At 61.7% G+C, this 19,731-nt stretch carries 17 protein-coding genes; 3 read left to right on the top strand and 14 right to left on the bottom strand.

The window, feature by feature from the left end:
- Window positions 1-116: 116 nt before the first annotated feature.
- Window positions 117-2,057, bottom strand: coding sequence for an AMP-binding protein (locus ACUN0E_RS28850; protein WP_445568749.1), 1,941 nt, complete (start codon window positions 2,055-2,057; stop codon window positions 117-119).
- A 345-nt stretch (window positions 2,058-2,402) separates the two neighbouring features.
- Here ACUN0E_RS28850 and ACUN0E_RS28845 point away from each other — a divergent pair, with 345 nt between their 5' ends.
- Both ACUN0E_RS28845 and ACUN0E_RS28840 read left to right on the top strand, forming a co-directional pair.
- The gene (locus ACUN0E_RS28845; protein ID WP_445568748.1) at window positions 2,403-3,599 is read left to right on the top strand and encodes an acetyl-CoA C-acetyltransferase; all 1,197 of its coding nucleotides are present in this window, start codon (window positions 2,403-2,405) and stop codon (window positions 3,597-3,599) included.
- Window positions 3,600-3,851: 252 nt separating this feature from the next.
- Window positions 3,852-5,078 (top strand): ABC transporter substrate-binding protein, encoded by a 1,227-nt coding sequence (locus ACUN0E_RS28840; protein ID WP_445568747.1) that lies wholly within the window; start codon window positions 3,852-3,854, stop codon window positions 5,076-5,078.
- 114 nt (window positions 5,079-5,192) lie between these two features.
- On the opposite strand, the gene ACUN0E_RS28835 is transcribed toward ACUN0E_RS28840, so the two are convergent.
- The 12 genes from ACUN0E_RS28835 to ACUN0E_RS28780 form a co-directional block, all read right to left on the bottom strand.
- A complete protein-coding gene (locus ACUN0E_RS28835; RefSeq protein WP_445568746.1) occupies window positions 5,193-6,122 on the bottom strand; it encodes a LysR family transcriptional regulator in 930 nt (309 codons plus the stop codon).
- Between the two features lie 154 nt (window positions 6,123-6,276).
- Entirely contained in the window at window positions 6,277-6,798 is a 522-nt protein-coding gene (locus tag ACUN0E_RS28830) for a cupin domain-containing protein (RefSeq protein WP_445568745.1), read from the bottom strand.
- 113 nt (window positions 6,799-6,911) lie between these two features.
- On the bottom strand, window positions 6,912-8,534 hold the full coding sequence (locus ACUN0E_RS28825) for a GMC family oxidoreductase (RefSeq protein ID WP_445568744.1): 1,623 nt from the start codon (window positions 8,532-8,534) through the stop codon (window positions 6,912-6,914).
- A 93-nt stretch (window positions 8,535-8,627) separates the two neighbouring features.
- A complete protein-coding gene (locus tag ACUN0E_RS28820) occupies window positions 8,628-9,458 on the bottom strand; it encodes an aspartate/glutamate racemase family protein (protein WP_445568743.1) in 831 nt (276 codons plus the stop codon).
- Between the two features lie 115 nt (window positions 9,459-9,573).
- Complete coding sequence (locus ACUN0E_RS28815; RefSeq protein ID WP_445568742.1) at window positions 9,574-10,545, bottom strand: PDR/VanB family oxidoreductase; 972 nt, start codon at window positions 10,543-10,545, stop codon at window positions 9,574-9,576.
- A gap of 256 nt (window positions 10,546-10,801) precedes the next feature.
- Window positions 10,802-12,046 carry an aromatic ring-hydroxylating oxygenase subunit alpha gene (locus ACUN0E_RS28810; protein WP_445568741.1) on the bottom strand — a complete coding sequence of 415 codons (1,245 nt, stop codon included), beginning with the start codon at window positions 12,044-12,046 and terminating at the stop codon, window positions 10,802-10,804.
- A 53-nt stretch (window positions 12,047-12,099) separates the two neighbouring features.
- Complete coding sequence (locus ACUN0E_RS28805) at window positions 12,100-12,462, bottom strand: hypothetical protein (RefSeq protein WP_445568740.1); 363 nt, start codon at window positions 12,460-12,462, stop codon at window positions 12,100-12,102.
- A gap of 168 nt (window positions 12,463-12,630) precedes the next feature.
- Window positions 12,631-13,086 (bottom strand): nuclear transport factor 2 family protein, encoded by a 456-nt coding sequence (locus tag ACUN0E_RS28800; RefSeq protein ID WP_445568739.1) that lies wholly within the window; start codon window positions 13,084-13,086, stop codon window positions 12,631-12,633.
- A 172-nt stretch (window positions 13,087-13,258) separates the two neighbouring features.
- Complete coding sequence (locus ACUN0E_RS28795) at window positions 13,259-14,191, bottom strand: AraC family transcriptional regulator (RefSeq protein ID WP_445568738.1); 933 nt, start codon at window positions 14,189-14,191, stop codon at window positions 13,259-13,261.
- A 119-nt stretch (window positions 14,192-14,310) separates the two neighbouring features.
- Window positions 14,311-14,889, bottom strand: coding sequence for a DUF2889 domain-containing protein (locus tag ACUN0E_RS28790; RefSeq protein ID WP_445568737.1), 579 nt, complete (start codon window positions 14,887-14,889; stop codon window positions 14,311-14,313).
- Entirely contained in the window at window positions 14,886-16,337 is a 1,452-nt protein-coding gene (locus ACUN0E_RS28785; RefSeq protein WP_445568736.1) for an MmgE/PrpD family protein, read from the bottom strand. The genes ACUN0E_RS28790 and ACUN0E_RS28785 overlap by 4 nt, the downstream gene beginning before the upstream one ends.
- 275 nt (window positions 16,338-16,612) lie before the next feature.
- The gene (locus ACUN0E_RS28780; protein WP_445570534.1) at window positions 16,613-17,581 is read right to left on the bottom strand and encodes an alpha/beta hydrolase; all 969 of its coding nucleotides are present in this window, start codon (window positions 17,579-17,581) and stop codon (window positions 16,613-16,615) included.
- A gap of 67 nt (window positions 17,582-17,648) precedes the next feature.
- On the opposite strand from ACUN0E_RS28780, the gene ACUN0E_RS28775 reads away from it, so the two are divergent.
- Window positions 17,649-18,545, top strand: coding sequence for a LysR substrate-binding domain-containing protein (locus ACUN0E_RS28775; RefSeq protein ID WP_445568735.1), 897 nt, complete (start codon window positions 17,649-17,651; stop codon window positions 18,543-18,545).
- A gap of 19 nt (window positions 18,546-18,564) precedes the next feature.
- On the opposite strand, the gene ACUN0E_RS28770 is transcribed toward ACUN0E_RS28775, so the two are convergent.
- A complete protein-coding gene (locus ACUN0E_RS28770) occupies window positions 18,565-19,719 on the bottom strand; it encodes a CaiB/BaiF CoA transferase family protein (protein WP_445568734.1) in 1,155 nt (384 codons plus the stop codon).
- Window positions 19,720-19,731: the final 12 nt, after the last annotated feature.

Raw genomic sequence — 19,731 nt, 5'->3', positions numbered from 1 at the left:
CCCGGACGGCGCGCTGTTGAGACGGGCGAACCCTATGTACCCGCGCCGCCTGTCTCTTCAGACCGGCAACCCGCAAGCGCTGCCGGTCCGCGAACCGCCCTCATCGCGCCTGCAACTCAACGTCCGGCGGCAAGCCGGATGTCGTCCAGCGCGATCGGATTATCGAGCGACGACAGGTCCCCCGGCGACTGCCCGGTGTAGACACTGCGAATCACCCGCCGCATGATCTTCGAGCTGCGCGTCTTCGGCAGGTGCGTCACCACATGCACCGCGGCCGGACGGAACGGCCGTCCCAGCCTGCCATCAACATGCTTCGCCAGACTCTGTTCGAGCTCCGCCTGCGACACCTGCGAGCCCGCCGTGCGGATCACGAATACCACCAGCTTCTGCCCCTTCACCGGATCCTCCACCCCGATCGCCGCCGCTTCGGCGATCTCCGGCAATTCGAGCAGCACCTCCTCGATCTCCGCCGGACCCACCCGCTTGCCCGCGAGCTTGATCGTGTCATCCGAGCGGCCCAGCATGAACCAGTGCCCATCCGCACGGTGCATCGCCAGATCGCCATGCACCCAGATCCCCGGAACGGCGCGCCAGTACGCTTCGAGGTAGCGCGCATCGTCCTGCCAGAACGACTGCGTCATCCCCACGAACGGCGCGCGCACCGACAGCTCGCCGATCGTATCCACCAGCGATTCGCCCGCCGGCCCGACAACATCGACCGCCACCGACGGCGACGCCGTGTTGAACCCGCCCGGCACGATCGGCCTGACCACCACGCTCGACAGCAGCGCCCCCGATACCTCCGTGCCGCCCGTGTAGTTGATGACGGGACGGCGCCCCGATCCGAACGCGTTCTGGAACCAGCTGAAATGTTCAGGATCGATGCCCTCGCCTGCGGTAATCAGCAGTTGAACCGTCGACACATCGCCCTGCATCGCAATATCTTCATTCGCCGCGAGCCCGCGGATCAGCGTCGGCGCGGAACCAAAATGCGTGATGCGGTGGCGTTCGACCAGCCGCGACATGCGCGACCAGTCCGGAAAGTCCGGCGCGCCGTCATAGCACACCAGCGTCGCGCCGCGCAGCAGCGCGCTCGACAGCACCAGCGTGCCGGCGATCCACCCCATGTCGGCCGGCCAGCAGAACACGTCGCCCTGCTTGACGTTGAAATGCACCGCCGAGTCGTGCGCGATCTTCAGCGGGAAGCCGCCATGCGTGTGCACCGCGCCTTTGGGCTTGCCCGTCGTGCCCGACGTGTAGATCACCATGAACGGATCCTCGGGCAACATCCGCTCGGGCAACGGGTCCGGCTGCGCGCCGGCAACCATGCGCCAGTCGAGCACGTTCGCACCGAATTCGATCGGCTCGTCCGCGTGCTTCCAGATCACCGTGTCGATGTCCGGCAGCCGCGTCAGCGCCTCGTCGACCAGCTTGCGCGTATCGACCCGCCTGCCGCGGCGCGAGAACCCCGTCGTGGCCACCAGCACGCGCGCGGAACACGACGACAGCCGGGACACGATGGCATCGACGCCAAAGCCGCTGAAGAGTGGCACCGCGACCGCACCCAGCCACGCAAGGCCCAGCAGCGTCACCGTTGCCTCAACACCGTTCTCCATCAGCAGGCCGACGCGGTCTCCGCGCCGCACGCCCTGTGCCTTCAGGCCTGCCGCGAACGACGCCACCCGCTGCGCCAGCTCGCTGTAGCTCAAACGCTGAACCGAGCCGTCTTCGCGCTCGGCGACGACCGCATCCTGTTGCGCCGTCGCCGGATCGTGCGCCCACTGGAGTGCGGTCCGCACCCAGTTCAGTTCGCCGCCGCGGAACCACTTCGGAAATTCCCGACCGGCCGACAGATCCGCATACGTGCGGTAGCCGGTATCCCAGACGATGCCGCAGAAATCGACCACCGTTCGCCAGTAAGCGTCGGGTTGCGCATTCGAGAAGGCCAGCAGTTCGTCGTAGTCCCTGAGCCCCAAACGCGCGATCAGCGCATTGACGTTCGACGCAGCGATATCGTCAGCCGTCGGATTCCACACATTCCTCTGATGTTCACTCATTGAAGTTCCAGGCGGGTAAGCGGAGGTAAGAGCAGGTCGGAAATCGGCCTGTTCATTGTTCTGTCCATCGTGAGTGGAGGACACCACCAAGTCAACGCGACGAGATCGCATGTTCCGTGCAACGGAATTGCGGCATATCACCGGGCACACGCCACGGCCCCGCGCAGGCCGCGTGTCTGCGTCCAGCACAACTGCCCCTCTGTTCACCCTCCTATCGAAGTACGGAAATATTTCCGGGTGCACGTTGACGCTCGCTCGACGCGCGCCGCATTGTGGACGGACATTTCGACATGGCATGCCGTATCGAATCGCACGCGTGCCACCCACAACACAGAAGGAAATTTCATGAGACGAGCAGCCATTGTTGCACCCGTTCGCACCCCGGTCGGCGCGTTCGGCGGAAGCCTCCGTAACATCCCGGTGGAAGGTTTGACGGACACGGTCATCCAGGCCGTGCTCGCGCGCACGAAGATCGATCCGTCGCGCATCGACGACGTCGTGTTCGCGCAATCGTACGCAAGCAGCGAGACGCCCTGTATCGGACGATGGGCCGCGCTGAATGCGGGCCTGCCGATCAGCGTGCCGGGGATGCAGCTAGACCGTCGTTGCGGCGGCGGACTGCAGGCCATCGCCACGGCGGCGATGATGGTCCAGAGCGGCGCGGCGGACGTAGTACTCGCTGGCGGCGTCGAGAGCATGAGCAACATCGAGTACTACACGACCGACATGCGCTGGGGCAAACGCTCCGGCTCGGTACGCTTCCACGATCGTCTCGAGCGCGGCCGTGAACGGTCGCAGCCAGAAACGCGCTTCGGCTACATTTCGGGCATGGTAGAAACGGCCGAGAACCTCGCGCGCGAGTACGGCATCACGCGCGAGGAAGCCGACGCGTTTGCCGCGCGCAGCCAGCAACGCGCCGCTGCGGCCTGGGAAGCCGGCCGCTTCGATGACGAAGTCGTACCGGTCGCGATCCCGCAGAAGAAGGGCGATCCCGTGATGTTCGCGCGCGACGAAGGCATTCGCCCCGACACGACGGCGGAGTCCCTTGCCAAGCTCAAGCCGCTCATGAAGGACGGGATTACGACGGCGGGCAACGCCAGCCAGCAGAACGACGCCGCGTCCGCGTGCCTGATCGTCGCCGAGGACGTGCTCGATCAGCTCGAACTGACGCCGCTCGGCTATCTCGTCGGCTGGGCCGCTGCCGGCTGCGAACCGTCGAAGATGGGCATCGGCCCTGTGCCTGCCGTCGAGCGCCTGTTCGCTCGCACCGGCTTCTCGTTCGATCGCGTCGATCTGGTCGAACTGAACGAAGCGTTCGCGGCGCAGGCGCTAGCCGTGATGAAGGGCTGGCAGTGGAACGACGTCGACCGCTTGAATGTCAACGGGTCCGGCATCTCGCTCGGTCACCCGATCGGCGCGACGGGTGTGCGGATGATGACAACGATGCTGCACGAATTGCGCCGCCGCGGTGCGCGCTACGGTCTCGAAACGATGTGCATCGGCGGCGGCCAGGGTCTGGCCGCCTTGTTCGAAGCAGCGTGATCCAGCTATCGGAATACTGACGGCGTAATGACGCGTGGCGGTTTCGCGCTGCCACGTCTTTTGAACGGCAGGCTTTCGCCCCGAAAGCAACCGGGCTCGCCCCAGATAAAGGCCTACCCCTTCAGTTCCGGCCGGGCGGATTCGCCCCCCCTCTCCCGTTTCGAAGCGTGGAACGATTCGTTCGCCGAGATTGTCCTCGGGTGCCGAACGAACGTACAACATGTGAACAAACCACAACGAGGAGACCTCTCAATGGATCGAATTTCGCTCACCCGTGTCGGCGCATTGCTTGCCGGCCTGCTGCTCGCCCTGTCGAGCACGATTGCGGGTGCAGAAAGCACAACGCCCGTGAAAATCGTCGGCTCGCTCGATCTCAGCGGCCCTGCGTCCGCACTCGGCGAACAGTCGCTTGCCGGGATCCAGTTCGCGATCGACACCCTAAACAAACGTGGTGGAGTACTCGGACAACAGGTCACGTTCGACAAGCAGGACAACGGCACCAATCCGCAACGCGCAATCAGTCAGGCTAACGCGCTCGTTGAAGCGGGTGCCTCCCTGCTGCTCTCGCCGATCTCGTCAGGCAGCACCCTCGCCGTGAGCAAAATGGTCTCCGCCCGGCTCAAGGTGCCGATGTGCGTTGCCGTCTCGGCCGCCGAGGAGATCACGATGAAGGATTATCAGCCGTACGTCTTCTCGATGGCGCCGACGACCTACATGCTGATGCGCGCAATGACCGCCCGGCTCGCCAAACAGCCGTACCGGCGCTACGCGCTGCTCATACCCGACTACGCGGGCGGACGTTCGGCTGCCGCGAGATTCAAGGCGTTCCTGAAGGAGATGAATCCGCAGGCCCAGATCGTCGTCGAGGAATATCCGAAGCTTGGCGCAATAGATTACACCGCGAGCATCAACAAGATCCTCGCGGCGAAGCCGGACTACGTGTGGGCCCAGATCTTTGGCGCGGACCTCGTGACGTTCTCTAAGCAGGCCAACGCGGTAGGGTTCTTCAAACAGATCAACAATCACTTCATGACGGTAGTCGATGCGGATACGCTGAAAATGCTCGGCGACAACGCACCGATCGGCACGGAAGGATATCAATACGCGCCGTTCAACTATCTCGGGAAAACACCGCAGGCGCAGGAGTTCGTCTTGCTGTTCAAGTTCCGCACGGGCAACTATCCGTCGGATTGGGCAAGCGTCTCCTATGACTGCGTGATGACTTGGGCCCAGGCCGTCACCGCGGCAAAATCAACCAGCCCGGATGCGGTCATGCGGGCAATCGAAACGGGCACCTTCGACACGCTGCGCGGTAAGGTGCGCTTCGGCCAGTATGACCACGAAGCTGAAGTGCCCGTCTACTTTGGCAAGATCGTTAAAAGCGCCCAGTTCGGTCAGGCCGTGCTCGACATCGACGAGGTGGTGCCCGCCGGCGCAACGCGTCCGTCAAAGTCGATCGTCGAGGACGCGCGTAAGTAAATAGGGAAGCGGCCTGGCGCTTAACGTGTCGATAACGATATCGCGTCGTGCCCTCCGCGTCGAAAGTCCACACGTGAGCGCGTCTGCCGCGCTCACGCTGCGCCCAAATGCGCATCATGTAACGGGTTCGTCGCGCGGCCGATCGAGGAGCTGCTTGATCAGCGCGCGCGTAATCGGATTCAGCTCACGGCCTCGCGCCGTCGCGATATGAATCCGCCGCCCCGCCCACGGTTCCGCCAGCTCCCGTACGGCGATGCGACCGAACAGCTCGTGACTGACCAGACATTCCGGCTGAACGGTCACGCCCAAACCGGCTTCCACCAGACTGACGGCAACGCCCGCGCTCCTAACGCTGTAACGCGGCTCGAATTCCACACCGAGGCGTCTCGCGGCCACCCGGAATGCGCCCAGCATTGCATTCACCGTGATGAGGTTCTCCGGCAAGAGTTCCTTGAACGACACGCTGGCCTGCGCGCTCAGACGGTGCCCCTGCGGCACGACGGCAACCATGCGATCTCGCCGGTAGGGTGTCACGTCGACCCCCCCCAGATCGAGTTCATGCGCGGCCGCGAACACCCCGATATCCGCCTCGCCCCGCGCGACCGTTTGCACGATGTCCGCGTTCTCGAGTTCGCGCACCACGAGGTCAACAAGCGGATACTCCCGACTGAAGTCGCCCATCTCCCGTGCGAGAAACGGAACGATGATGGAACGTGCCGATGCAATCGTGAGCTCACCTCGCATTCCGTCGGTGAACGACGCGATCTCGGAGCGCATATCGTCGAGGTTGTCGAAGATCTTGCGGATATAGCGCAACAGCACGGCGCCTGCCGGGCTGGGAACAACGCCTTTCGGCCCGCGCTCGAGCAGTTTGACGCCGGCGATGTCTTCCAGATCCTGAATACGCTTGGTCGCGGTCGAAGCCGCAATATTCTCCCGCATTGCGGCGAGGCCGATTTGTTGTTCCTCGACCGCCGAAACAAACAGCTTCAGTGTGAACAGATCCACCTGACGAATCAAATGCAGCCGGTTGAAGGTGCTCATGTCTCCTCTTGTGTACGTCTTCGTACTCGCTGTAGCGAATCGTACACCGGTCTTCGGTAGCTTATCCATCAGGACGGGTCGCCCAATGACAGAGCGCGCCGCATTGTGCAGCGCACGCCCGCTTCGATCCGCCGACGGCCGCAATCAAGCGGCCTTACTTGCGCGCTGCCCCGACCATGAAATAGACCATCTTCGCCGGCCGGCCACTGCGGTTACGCCACGCATGTCGTGTGCCCATCTGAACGACGCAGGTACCCGGTGTGATGTGCCGCTCGGCACCGCCGTCGAGTTCCAGATAAAGCTCCCCTTCAATACAGAAGCCGTAATCGATCGTGTCGGACACATGCATCCCTGGATTCTCCACCTCGTAGAGAGCGCCGATCCCGCCCGGTTGCTGACGCTCGGCCGCCGCGAGTGCCGCCGCATCGGCCTTCGGATCATCGGGTGGGAATTCGACGACCAGAAAGCGTGTACCCCCCGGCCCCGGGAAGAACGGCTCGAAGACACGCCCGGGATTGTCGCCCGCGACCAGATCGGGCAAGCCATCGCCGCTCCCCCATACATTGAACATGTTGATCCCGATCACACTCTCGACCGGGGTCGGTTCGTCCTTGACAAACACGGATCGGTTCTCCGCATTGCGGTCAGTCACGATTCTTCGAATTTCGACAGCCATGACACCTCCATGCAAACGTACATTCGCTATTGTTGGAATGGGCACGTGCGCCCCTTGACACTACTGCTGCGTCAACTCGGTCAACGCTTCACCGACCCAGTGTTTCGTTGGGCTCATGATCGGATCACGCGACGCGGCAACGCGTCTTCGCGGATCATGGCCGCAGCCTTTTCACCAATCATGATGCACGGTGCATTCGTGTTGCCGGACGTGATCGTCGGCATGATCGATCCGTCGGCAACGCGCACGCGCCGGACGCCATGGACGCGCAATCGCGCATCCACGACCGCCAGATCGTCGCCGCCCATCTTGCAGGTACCGACCTGGTGCCAGCCGCAGTTGCCGATCGTCCTGATGTGATCGAGCAGCTCCTCGTCCGATTGCACACCAGGCCCCGGCATCTGCTCGGCGACGATGCGTGACGCGATCGGTTCGCTGGCCATGATCTCGCGCATGCGCCGCAAGCCGATGACCGTCCGCCGGCCATCGTCCGGCTCGGACAGGTAGTTCGGTTGAAACGCCGGCGGCGTCAACGGGTCGGCGGACTTCAACGCCACCGATCCGCGCGACTTCGGATTCAGCAGGACGATCCCCGCGCTGATGCCCGGAAATGAATCGACCACGACCGCGCCCTTTGGATCGAACGTATAGGAAACCGGACGCAAGACCATCTGCAGGTCGGGACGCGCTTGTTCATCCGAGCTCCGGGCGAAGGCAGCCGATGCCGATACCGACATTGAGAGCAGACCGCGATGCGTAGTCAAATACCGCATCCCCTCGAGATACTTCCGCCAACCCGACAAGGTCCGGTTATACGAACTCTCGACCGTGGTCCGCCAGATCATCGGCCCGAACCAATGATCCTGCAGATTCTGGCCGACGCCCGGACGATGGGCGCGCGTGCCGATGCCGTATTGCTGCAGCATGCCGCCGTCCCCGATACCCGACAGCATCAGCAGATGGGGGGAATTCAAAGAGCCAGCAGACAGGATGACTTCACGGGCCGCTGCGATGATGCGCCGCTCGCCGTTCTGCGAAACCTCGACGCCAGTCGCTTCGTTTCCATCGAATACCACACGCATGATCTGCGTACGGATCAACACGGTGAGATTCTTCCGATGCTGGATCGGCTCGATGAACGCGGTATAAGATGTTTCGCGGCGACCCTTACGGATCGTGTGCTGATGAAAATCCGCCCCTTCGTAGGGCGGCGCATTCAGATCTCCGACGCGATGAATGCCGATCGTATCCGCCGAGCGTAAATAGTCGTCAATCGTCGGATGCCGCATCGATGGATCGCTGACACGCAGCGGGCCGACGTCGCCGTGATATTCACTGGCACCGCGCGAATTCGATTCCGACTTGATGAAAAAGGGCAAGACATCGCGCCAACTCCATCCTTCGTTGCCAAGGCTTGCCCAATGGTCGAAATCGAGCGGATGCCCGCGCATATAGACCATGCCGTTGACCGAACTCGTGCCGCCGAGCGTCCGGCCTCGCGGCCAATAGATCTGCCGCGCTTTCGCAGCAGGCACCGGGTCGGTGAAATAGGCCCAGTTGAAGCGTTTCTCAAGGAACAGCCGGCCCATGCCGGCCGGGGACCGAATCCAGAAATCGTCGGCCGGGCCGCCTGCCTCGATCAACAAAACCGAATGATCGGGGTTTTCGGACAACCGGCTGGCAACCGCACAGCCCGACGATCCTGCTCCGACGACGATATAGTCGTATGTCTCCATTATGAGTCTCGCACCGATTATGTTTATATTCTTTGCCACGCCGCGCGAGCCAAAGCGCGGCGACCGTTTCATCGAGCGATCGCCGCCATGGCATTACGTCAACAGCTTCTTTCCCATCGCCTGCAGTTCCTCAAGGATATGCGGGGGGGTCGTTCGATAAGCGCCGACGACCGCTTCCGACTTGGTCAACCCGATACTTCTTCTAAGGTCGACCATCGACTCGGCTAGTTTCACCATGGCCGCCGGTCCGACGATCACCGGCACGCCAGTACCACGCACCTCGTTGTAGCCGGCCAGCGCCAGCAGCGCGCCGCCCGGATTGCATCCGCACAGCACCGTGTCGGCACCGTCCCGAACACACGCCTGGGCGGCCTCGTCGAACATCTCGATCCACTTTTCCGGCTTGCCTTTCGCGGCATCAACAATAGCCAGCCAACACGACGGATCCAGTGCGCGCACTGGCTGGTTTCGAATCGCGCGATGCTCCCATCCGTGCAGGCGGATGTGCGCTTCGAACGGCTCGATGAACGCCGGAGCGATCGTGACCCATGCAAATTTCTTGCCGACCAGTTGCGCCATCAACATCGTCGATTCCGCACCACCGAGCACCGGCATCTTCACCGTCTGCCGGCATTCCTGCGAATACGCATCGATGATGCAGACGCCGGCCAGCGCGGCATCGAATCCCTCCTTTTCCGCTTCGACGACCTTGTTGACGACCTGAACTTTCGTCAGGGCGCGCGGGTAAATCAAGTTGTTGGCGAACGACCGCGGCGCCTCTTCCATGTAGCGCAGCGTAATCTCGGTATCAGGTCTGGCAACCTGTCGTGCAAACTGGATCATTGCGCCGTAGGTTTCGGGGACGCCCGGAAAATCCGCATCGTTGGACCGATTTTCGGCCTGCCACAGAATTCTGATTGCCATTTGTCATCTCCTCCATTTATCAATATGTAGTAAGGATTCTTAAGTACTGCACCATCACCGGCTTCGATTCCATGGTGGTTGGTCGGTATTACGTGCTGCGCAACAGCCGGCATGCCTATAAATCCAGAACCAGTCTCGCTGATCTGGAACGCGAACAGCAGGGCAAGAACTGATCGTTCTCCGCGCGCTCATCAGGCGTCAGACAGACGTCGAAATGATCGGGCTCGCCTTTGAGTACACGTGTCGCGCACGTGCCGCACACGCCCTGTTCGCATGACGTCTCGATCTGGATGCCGGCCTTCGCGAGCGCCTGCACGACCGACTCGTCCTTCTCGACGACGATCACCTTGCCCGAGCTCGCGATTTCAACTTCGAAACGGCCATCGTCAGCCGTCTCTCGCGCCTCAACAGTGAAGAATTCATAGTGAAGCTGTGTCTCGGGCCAGCCCGCCACGCGAGCAGTATTCAATACTGCATTCATGAAGCCTTGCGGCCCACACACGTACAGATGAGTCCCGATCTCGAGCTTGGCGAGCCGCGCCGCGATGTCGAATCGCTGGTCGCCCGCTTCGTCGTCGAAATGGAACTGCACGCGCGGCGCATACGGCGCGCGGCCAATGTGTTCGAGAAATGCCGTCCGAGTGCGCGAACGCGTGCAGTAATGCATCTCGAACGACGCATCGGTTGTCGCGAGCCGTTCGGCCATGCAAAGAATCGGTGTCACACCGATGCCGCCCGCCAGTAGCAGGCTGTGCTTCGCGCCATGAGCCAGCTCGAAATGATTCTTCGGTACGCTGATCGTCAGTTCGTCGCCGACTCTGACGCGATCGTGCATACCGGTCGATCCGCCGCGCGACGTCGGATCGCGCAGCACCGAGATCTGATATCGGTGGTTTTCATCCGGCGCGTTGCACAGCGAATACTGACGCGTCGGTCCGCCCGGCACGGCCACGTCGATATGCGAACCGGCCGAGAACGCCGGCAGCGGCTGCCCGTCAGCGTGAACTAGTTCGAAACTGCAAATGTCGGCGGTTTCGTCGCGCCTTGCCGCCACGCGAACCTTGAGTCCGCCCATTACACTCGTCATGTCTCCTCCGCGAACAGCGGGAATGTGTGCGCCCGCGTCCGTCAATCTATCGCCATGCCGCTTGATACGAGACGGCACTTGACGGCACGTGTTACGTGCAGCAATTTCTTCTCGTTAAACAACCATCGAACGACGACTAATGATCTTCGTGCAGCGGGAATCCAGGGGACCGCTTGCCGCCCCCTTTCGTTAGCCGCTCGATCGACGAGCCCGCCGATCGAGCGCCACGACGCGATGCGATGCGCAGTCGTCCCGGTTATGCCAGTGCGTCCTTTGCAGTCGATGACGACGACCACTTGATGATCTGCTCGGCCCCATGGCGGCACAGGATCTCGCTCTCGTTGAAGTACACGAAAGGCTTAGCGCCCGATTCCATTCCGACCTGCATGCTTTCGATGTTCCCCAGATCCTCAAGCATCGTGTCGGTGATGTGCGACGTGAAATGTTCGAGTTGCAAGCGCTCGCGCACCGTCTTCGCTTTCTTGTTGTAGAAGCGCGCTTCCCAGACCGTCGTCCCGGCTGACGTCGGCCAGAACTCATGCGTCCAGAACTGGTTCGCCGAAATCTGGAGATGCCAGTTCGGGAAGAACCAGTTGACGTCGCTCGACCAGTGCTCGTGCTTCGTCGGATTCACGCCCTTGTGCTCGACAACCAAGTTGGTCTGCCCCTCCTGACGGGTGCCCGTGACTGAGTGATTCGCTGGAAACAGCCATTGAGCGACTTTCGATTTCGCAAACGGCTGGGCGGCCGGATTGAGCCAAAGCGACAGCGAGCGATGCGCACCGTAGAGGTTCGCGCTGATTGGCCGGCTGAACGGATTGGGCTGTCCCGTGTAGACCGGCCCCAGCGTCTTCGGATGGATCGACGCAATATGGTAGGCCTCGCTGAAGTTCTCGGCAACGGCCTTCCAATTCGCCTTGAATTCCCCACGCAGCACGATCGGATGGTCAGGGTTCTGATATTCGATGCCCGTCATCGCGTCTGCCATTGGTCCCAAAAATTCCTGCAGACTGACTTCGGGCGCTGGCGCCATGTTAATGAAGACCCAGCCTTCCCAGACCTCCAGCGTGACCGGCGTTAAGCCACATTTCTTCTTGTCCAGACCGAAGAATCCGGATTCGTCTGGCACGTGCGCCAGTTCGCCCGAATTGTTGTATCCCCAACTGTGGTAGCGGCACACAAAGCGTTTTGCATTGCCGCTCGGGCGATGTTCGACCACGTTCGCGCGGTGCGCGCAAACATTGTGGAATGCCCGGATCTTGCCGTCCTCCGAATGTGCCACGATGATCGATGCCTTGAAGATCGCGAGTTCCTTCACGAAGAAATCGCCCGGCTTCGGAATGCGCTCGACACGCCCCACCATCAGCCACGCGCGACGGAAGACCCGTTCGCGTTCGATCTCAAACTGCGCCGGATCGGTATAGAGGGAGGTCGGTATCGTGCCGGTATTAAGGCCGACTGACTCGGTTAAGCTCGGTTTGAATTCGTTCGGATGATTCATGCTAACTCCTGCGTACCAGTGGGGTTCGGAAACGATCGTGACCGGCGCGCCGTTCAGCCGTGCGGCTGGAAGCCGGTCACGATCTGAAGCGCATGCTTTGGCGGTGCATGCCGGATGCCGGACGCCTGATGCATCTCAACGGCGACCGATGCATGGCACAGCGCAAGCAGCAACCGGAACAGGTTCTGCGCCGGCTCTGGCATCTCGTTCAGCGGGAATTGCTCCAGGTAGACGGTCGCCTCCTCGGCGCGCGCGAACATCGCGTCGTAGAACTTCACGACTTCCGGGTACGGCGTTGCCGCACGGTTGATCCATCGTTCGTGCGACGTCGGCGTGCTCCAATGTTCCAGGAACGGCTCGAGGTCTTCGAAACCCTCTGGCAAGCGATTCGAATCGCGTGATACATCGTTAGTCATCGTCCTCCTCCTTAATATGTCTGCGTTTTACAGGGGCGAATACGTCGTTCGCAACCCAATGGCTTCCGCCATATTTCTTGTATTTACTAAGTTATACGAATTGAACGCAACGCTTAATGTCAGCTTGCGCAAACGACCAATCGTCTTGCTTGCTACCAGATCAGAGAATCATCCTTTAATGTTCTCCTTGAAGATCGGGCTGACGGTGTCAAAACCCGTGAACTTCAGATACGTCGTCTTCCATTCTCCGGCTATGCTCGCGAACTTGAATGAATACGTTCCGGATAGCAATTGCAGCACGCCGTCTTCCGTCTGCCGGTAATAGACGACGTCGGTCATGGCAGTTGCGCTGTCGCCATTGATCTCGATCAGCGGATTGGTGATGTGGTGATGGCACTTCGGCACCTCTCTCCACACTTTGTGGACAAGCTGCCGGATTCCCTCGATGCCTGCGGTCTGCCCGCGGGGCAGATCGTAGACACTGTCATCGGCCCAGATGCTCATGAAGGTCGCTTCGTCTTTTTTGTCGATACCATGACAGTACTTCGACATCAGGGACCTGATCTCCTCTACATCAATCACCCTCTTGATCTTTTCTTCGAGGCTGACATTCCTCTTGTCCATGTTCAAAGTCTCCTGATATTTTTGGCCCAAGCACACCATGATGTTATTTTTTGGCCGGCGCATAGGCATTTCGCGATAGTCCGCTTCTGTTTCTAGATCGTACGGATTTCCTGCGCTGCCTTGTCTCCTTTCGGCGCGGCCTGCATAGTGGCATCGTCAACGCTGCGTCGCCTTACTCGCTCGTCGTCAACACTTCCGGTTGACGACGATACTGCGTCGGCGAACAGAACATCATCCTTTTGAACGCCGTGCAAAAGGCCGCTTCAGACTCGTAACCCAGCGAAAACGCAATCGACGCAACGCTCTCGTTGCCGCCGCGCAGCCGATCCGCCGCCATCAGCATGCGCCAGCGCGTCAGATAGTTCATCGTCGTCGCGCCCACCAGACTCTTGAAACGCTGCGCGAAGATCGTTCGCGACAGTCCCGCGACACTAGCCAGTTCCCCTAGTGTCCAGTGGCGTGCCGGTTCCGCGTGAATCGCACTGACTGCCGCACTAACGCGCCGGTCCGATAGCGCGATGAACCATCCTGCGGGCGAATCGGCAGACGATGCCGTCAGATGAAGCCGCAGCACTTGCACGAGCATGAGGTGCAACAGATGGTTCGACACCAGCGCGCCGCCCGGCTGCGGATGACGCAACTCGGACGTCAGTTGATCGAGAGACCAACGCAACACTTCTGCCTGACTGGAGGCTTGCGGCGCGTTAATGAGCGGCGGCAGCGCATCGAACGGCACGGCGGCATGATTGCTGGAAAAAGCAAAGAACCCGCTGATCAGGAGAACCTCGCCTCCGCCGTTGTGGACGGCAATGCCGTCGCGGGCGACCGCCTCCATGATGGCAGTCGAGTCTTGCGGCGGGAGCGCCAGATCCGTTGACAGAACGATATCGCGTCCGCTGTTCAGCAGAAAGCAATCCCCCTTTTCGAAGCGGACAGGCCGGCTCACGCCGTCGATCACGCCCCAGCATGCGCCCTGCAGTACGGCTGCGAACTTGATGCCTTCGTAGGCAGGAAAGAGAAAGGACCACGGGCCCGCGGCGTCGAGCCCGGCATAGAACTGACTGCGCGGCTTCAGTAGCGAAAGAACATCCGAAAGCGGGTCCATAGGCGATTCTTCCTACATCCTTAAGGACCGTCGCGCAGTGCGACCTGAGTCGACGATCGAAGTTGCGGCGGCCACTCGCGCAAGATCGAGACCTAATATTCAGCGTTCGGCGCCAGGCGCTAAGGCTTTTCCGGCCGGTGGAACGTCGGCCAGCGTTGCATGACGACTTCGCGCGAGACGCCGTAGGCGTAGCAACTATCAATCTTGAGTGGCTTGCCGTTGGCGTCGGTCGCCTCCAGCAGCACTTGCGAACGCAGGGGATTGACGGACTGAATGGCTGCCGTCGCCAGCGGAATCAGAATCTCCCGCAAATGGGTGCAGGTCTCGCCCGTCGGCAGGCGTTTGCGCACTTCGCCGCTCCAGCCCGCGCCGATGCGCAGTCCCACCAAGGCCTGTAGCGAATCTCCACCACCCGGGCACTCGCGGTACGGATACGCGCGGATATAGGTGCTGACGGCACGTACGATCATGTCGAAATCAAACACGACGCGCAGCCCGATGTCATGGATAGGATCGTTGGCCGGCACCGTGCGCAGGCCGCTTGGCGGGGTGAAGTCATGCGATTTCTGGTCGGTGAGATGGCCTTCGACTTCGAACAGGCCATCGCTGCGCCGGAATCCGTTGAACTCGATGCGCCGGACGTGCAGCGGCTCGCGGGTCACGTCGTCCGCCGGGACGGCGGTCTGCTCGATGGTCATACGCTCACTCCTTGCCCGGCCGGTTGCGTGCAGGCATGAGCCAGCGCCTGCGCCAGCGCGCGGCTGCCCTCGGCGCTATCCCATAAGAGCACAGCCAGTTTCTTTCCGACCGGCGATGCCGGGTCTTGTGAAGCGAGACCATCGCCCTTGGCGATGATCTGCTCGATGCTCAGCGGTCTGGCTGGCGTTCCAACGCTGTCGACCACGACGCTCGACTGCGCAGTACCGTCCTGCAAGTCAATTCTGGCGCCAGTGGCAAACCGCCTGGGGTAGTACTGGGTCAGCGCCTCACTGAACTCGAAGCGCACCTTCTGCGCGAGGCGCCGGATCTCGGGATCGTTGAGGAATGCTTCGTCGTAGGCGTCGTAGCGATAAGGTCCGTAACTCAGCGTTGCCCCCACAATATAGGGGCAACTGTACTGCGCGGCCATCGTCGAAGTCGGCTTCGCCAGCATGTGCTGATCCGCGATAAGCTGCGGACCGCTGATGACGATCTCGCGAATCCCGGCGGTCGGCATGCTGAAGTTGTCGGTTAGTTCGGCCAGTGCATCGATGGTGGAATGGAACAGGCGGCAGCACGCATACGGCTTCAGGCTGATCTCATGGATCCGTAGCGCTGCGGACGGTACAACCGCACGCAGCGGTCCGCCGAAAAGCGCGACCAGCCCATAGGTTCCTTCGATGGCGAGCTGCGGTGCCGTGACCGCGTCCATCAGCGCGAATTCCGCGGCCAGCACACCGTTACGGGCAGCAAACCCTGCGTGAACCCGCTTGACCTCGCCGCCGGACGCTTCCGCCGAGAACTGCATGGAGCCGCTGGCTTGCGAAAGCGCATGTCCCCACGCGCGAACCAGCAGTTCCGATGTCACCGGCGCGTCGCGCTGGTACGCATGCAGGGCCACGCACGCCGCAGCGGCGCCGAAGGTGCCGAAAATCGCCGTGGGGTGGAATCCGCGGTGTACGGTTTCCAGGCCGCCTGCGGCCGCTCCCACCATCGCCATCGCCTCGTAGCCGGCGGCCACGGCACGAAACAGTTCCGCCCGCGAAGCATCGGTGGCAGCAGCCACAGCCAGTGCCGCAGGAAGGATAGCGGCGCCGGGATGGCTCAGCGTTTCGTTGTGGGTATCGTCAAGTTCGTAGCTGTGCGACGCGGTGCCGTGCACCAGCGCGGCGACGGACGCATCCGCGAACCAGTCGCCGCCGAGCACGGGGCTCGCGCCGGTGCCGGCGAAACGGCGCGTCCATTGCGCGATCTGACGAGTCCAGGGCCGGGTGCTGCCCCATACGGACACGATGAAATTGTCAAGAAAAAGCCGGCGGAGCGCTTCCGTGTCAGCCTCGTCCAGGCGGCCATTCGCAACGCGTGCGACGTGTCCGGCGATCATCGCGGTGGCGTCCGCCTGTATGGCGGCCGGCACACCGTCTCCGGAATCACGGTGAAACTGCATCCTTTGTCTCCTTGTAGTTGGATCAGCGCCGTTTCGCGCGACTCACTTCCAGTCAGCGTGATTCCGGCGCTGAAGCAAGTCAATTCGAGAAGCACAAACCTTCCGTACATTGAAACGCGATGGCTGCATGCGGGAACACCCGCTTCTGCACGGGTGTCGGCCTCACAAGATTCCACGGCCAGCAGCATCTTCCGATCGGTAGAACAGCGCGTACGGATTGTCCCTACCGAAACGAGAAAGAAGCATCGGAATCATCCTGCACCTTCAACCGCCGATCAGAGGTTTTCCTTGAAGAACGGCCCGAGCTTCGTCATCGCCTGCTCGACATATTCCGGCTTGTCGTACAGATCGTAGTGGCTCGCCCCTTCGACGACGAACAGGTTCTTCCGGCTCGAACGGGCGCGGCTGAACAGTTCATAACCGTCACGGTATGAGCCGAATCCGCCGGGCACGCTGCCGATGACGATCTGCAGCGGCTGGGTCAGCAGATGCTCCGCAAGGTGGAAGGCGTCAAAGCCCACCGCCGCCTGCAGGCCGGAGAAGCGCAGCTTGTTGGGTGAGCCGGGCTTTTGCCCGCGCGGCGTCGTGTAGTAGTCGACCGCCTCGACGATGTCGATGTCGGTGATCCCGGCTTTTTCACGCTCCGCTACCGAGGTGGGAATATAGGTAATGATCGCGGGCTCGGCGCCACGGGCCTCAGCGGTGCGTTGCTTGCCAATTGCGTCGAGTGCGTTCAGCGCCGCATCCGGCGACTGATCGCCTTCGCGCATGAGACGGCCGTAGTTGGCGGCCACGACGGTGCCCACCGCCTTGATCCGGCGCTCGGTCATCGCGGCATTGACCGCGTATCCGCCACCGCCGCAGATGCCCAGCACGCCGATGCGCGCGTCATCCACATAATCGAGCGTCACCAGATAGTCCACCGCGCAACGGAAGTCCTCGACACGGCTCGCCGGGTCTTCCAGGTAGCGAGGCTCGCCGCCGCTTGCGCCCTGGTGCGAGGCATCGAACGCCAGCGCAACGTAGCCCAGCGCGGCCAGTTTCTGAGCATAGATTGCCGCGGTCTGTTCCTTGCAACTGCTGATCGGGTGGGCGCAGAGAATGGCGGGATATTTCTTCTTTGCATCGAAGTTGGCGGGGAAGTACAAATCGGCTGCGACATCCGAAAACTTATTGCTGAATTTGACTGATTGCGGCATGACGTTTTGCTCCTGAGTAAGAAAGGAATCTGAGACAGAATTCATGATAGTCACTAGCAAGCTCAGTGATAATCCCGCAAAATCTCATAAAAGTAATAAGTGGAGCTTCTCAATGGCCAGTGGCAATCTCAAAGATCTATCCGCCTTCGTGATGGTCGCCGAAGAATCCAGCTTCACTCGGGCCGCGGCCCGGCTGGGCGTGTCGCAATCGGCGCTCAGCCAGACCATTCGTGGGCTCGAGACTCGGCTGCAACTCCGGCTGTTTTCTCGCACCACCCGCAGTGTGTCGCTGACCGAAGCCGGCGAACGGCTGCTAAGCCGGGTTGGCCCCGCGATGATCGAGATCGATGCCGGTCTTGAGGAGATCGGCGAGTTGAGCAACAAACCCGCCGGAACCCTGCGCCTGACGGCGGATGAATACGCGGTGCAGAGCGTGCTGCAACCGGCCATGGCGCGCTTCCTGTCCGACTATCCGCAGATCCGGGTGGAGATCACAACGGACTATGGTCTGGTGGACATCGTCAGTGACCGCTTCGATGCCGGTGTGCGCCGCGGCCGACTAGTGGCAAAAGACATGATCGCGGTGCGGATCGGACCCGACATCCCCATGGCCGTGGTCGGTGCACCGGCCTATTTCGCCCGGCACCCGGCACCGAAACGACCTCCCGATCTGATCACGCACGCCTGCCTCAACCTGCGCCTCCTGACGCACGGCGAGTTCCTGCCGTGGACGTTCGTGAAGGCTGGAAAGGAGCACCGCGTCAAGGTCGACGGGCCGCTCGTGTTCAGCAGCATTATGCCGATACGCGATGCCGCGCTGGCGGGTATCGGCCTCGCCTACCTCCCCGAGGACTACGTCCGTGAGCAGATCGCGGCGGGGGCACTCATCCAGGTGCTGGCCGACTGGCGCAAGACGTTCGAGGGCTACCACCTGTATTACGCCAATCGACGCCAGGGCTCGTCCGCGTTCTCTCTGCTGGTCGACACGCTAAAGTATCGAAAGTCGTGAAGAGCAGGCCGTCGTGCCACTACGGACGCCGATTCGTCTCCAGCTCGCGTTCAAGCAGCGCGTTGTCCGCGCCGGTATCGCGCGCCGAATGCAGCGGCGGCGGACGCTTGCCGTCGAACGAGATCGGCAGCCCGACAATGCCGATCTCGTCGCCCGACGGCTTCTCGATGATCCCGAGCGACCGCGTCTGCTCGCTGCTGAGCATTTCTTCCGTCGTCTGGATCGGCGCGACCGGAAGGCCGGCGGCTTGCAGGCGCGCCGTCCAGAACGCACGCGTTTCCTGTGACATGCGCTCGCCGATCAGACGGTCAATCTCGGCGCGGTTTTTCAGGCGTCCCGCGTTCGTCGCGAATCGCTCGTCGGTCGCCCACTCGGAATGATCGAGTGCAGCGCACAGCCTCGCGAACAGCGGATCGTTCGCGCAGCTCACGATCAGGTGGCCATCCGCTGCCGCATACGCACGGTGCGGGACGATGAATGCGACGCCCGAACCATGACGTGCGCCCGGCTCACCGTCCGCATTGAAGTTCGCGACGCCCACCGACATCCACGCGATCGCGGTCTCCAGCAGCGAACTGTTCACAGTCGCGCCGCAATGCCGGTTCTGCCGGCGATACAGCGCCGACAGAATACCGATCACGGCCCACATGCCCGTGCCGAAATCGACGATGGACACTCCCGCCCGCACCGGCAACTGTCCCTCCTCGCCCGTAATACTCATGATGCCGGAGAACGCCTGCATCAGCGGATCGTAGCCGGGCAGCGTGTTCATCGGCCCGGCGTGACCGAAGGCACCGACCTCGCAATGAATCAGCTCGGGCTTCGTCACGCGCAGGCTGTCCGCGTCAAGACCGTAGCTCGCGCTCGCGCCCGGACGCAGATTGTGAATGAATACGTCAGCTCGTTCGGCGATCAACCGATGCAACATCGCCAGTTGATCCTTATCCTTGATGTCGATGCAGATATTGCGCTTGCCGCGATTGAGCGCATGATAGGCCGCGCCGCTGTCCTTCCACTTGCTCGGACCCCAGCCGCGTGCCGAATCACCGGTGGGGCGCTCGACTTTCCACACTTCGGCACCGAGCGCCGCCAGAATTTTCCCGCTGAACGGCGCCGATGCACTGTCGCCCAGTTCCACCACCACGACGCCTGAAAGCGGTAGATCTCGTAACATGTCGCTTCTCCC

This window comes from Paraburkholderia sp. D1E (assembly GCF_052682275.1).
This window is presented reverse-complemented; position numbering and strand designations above follow the sequence as displayed.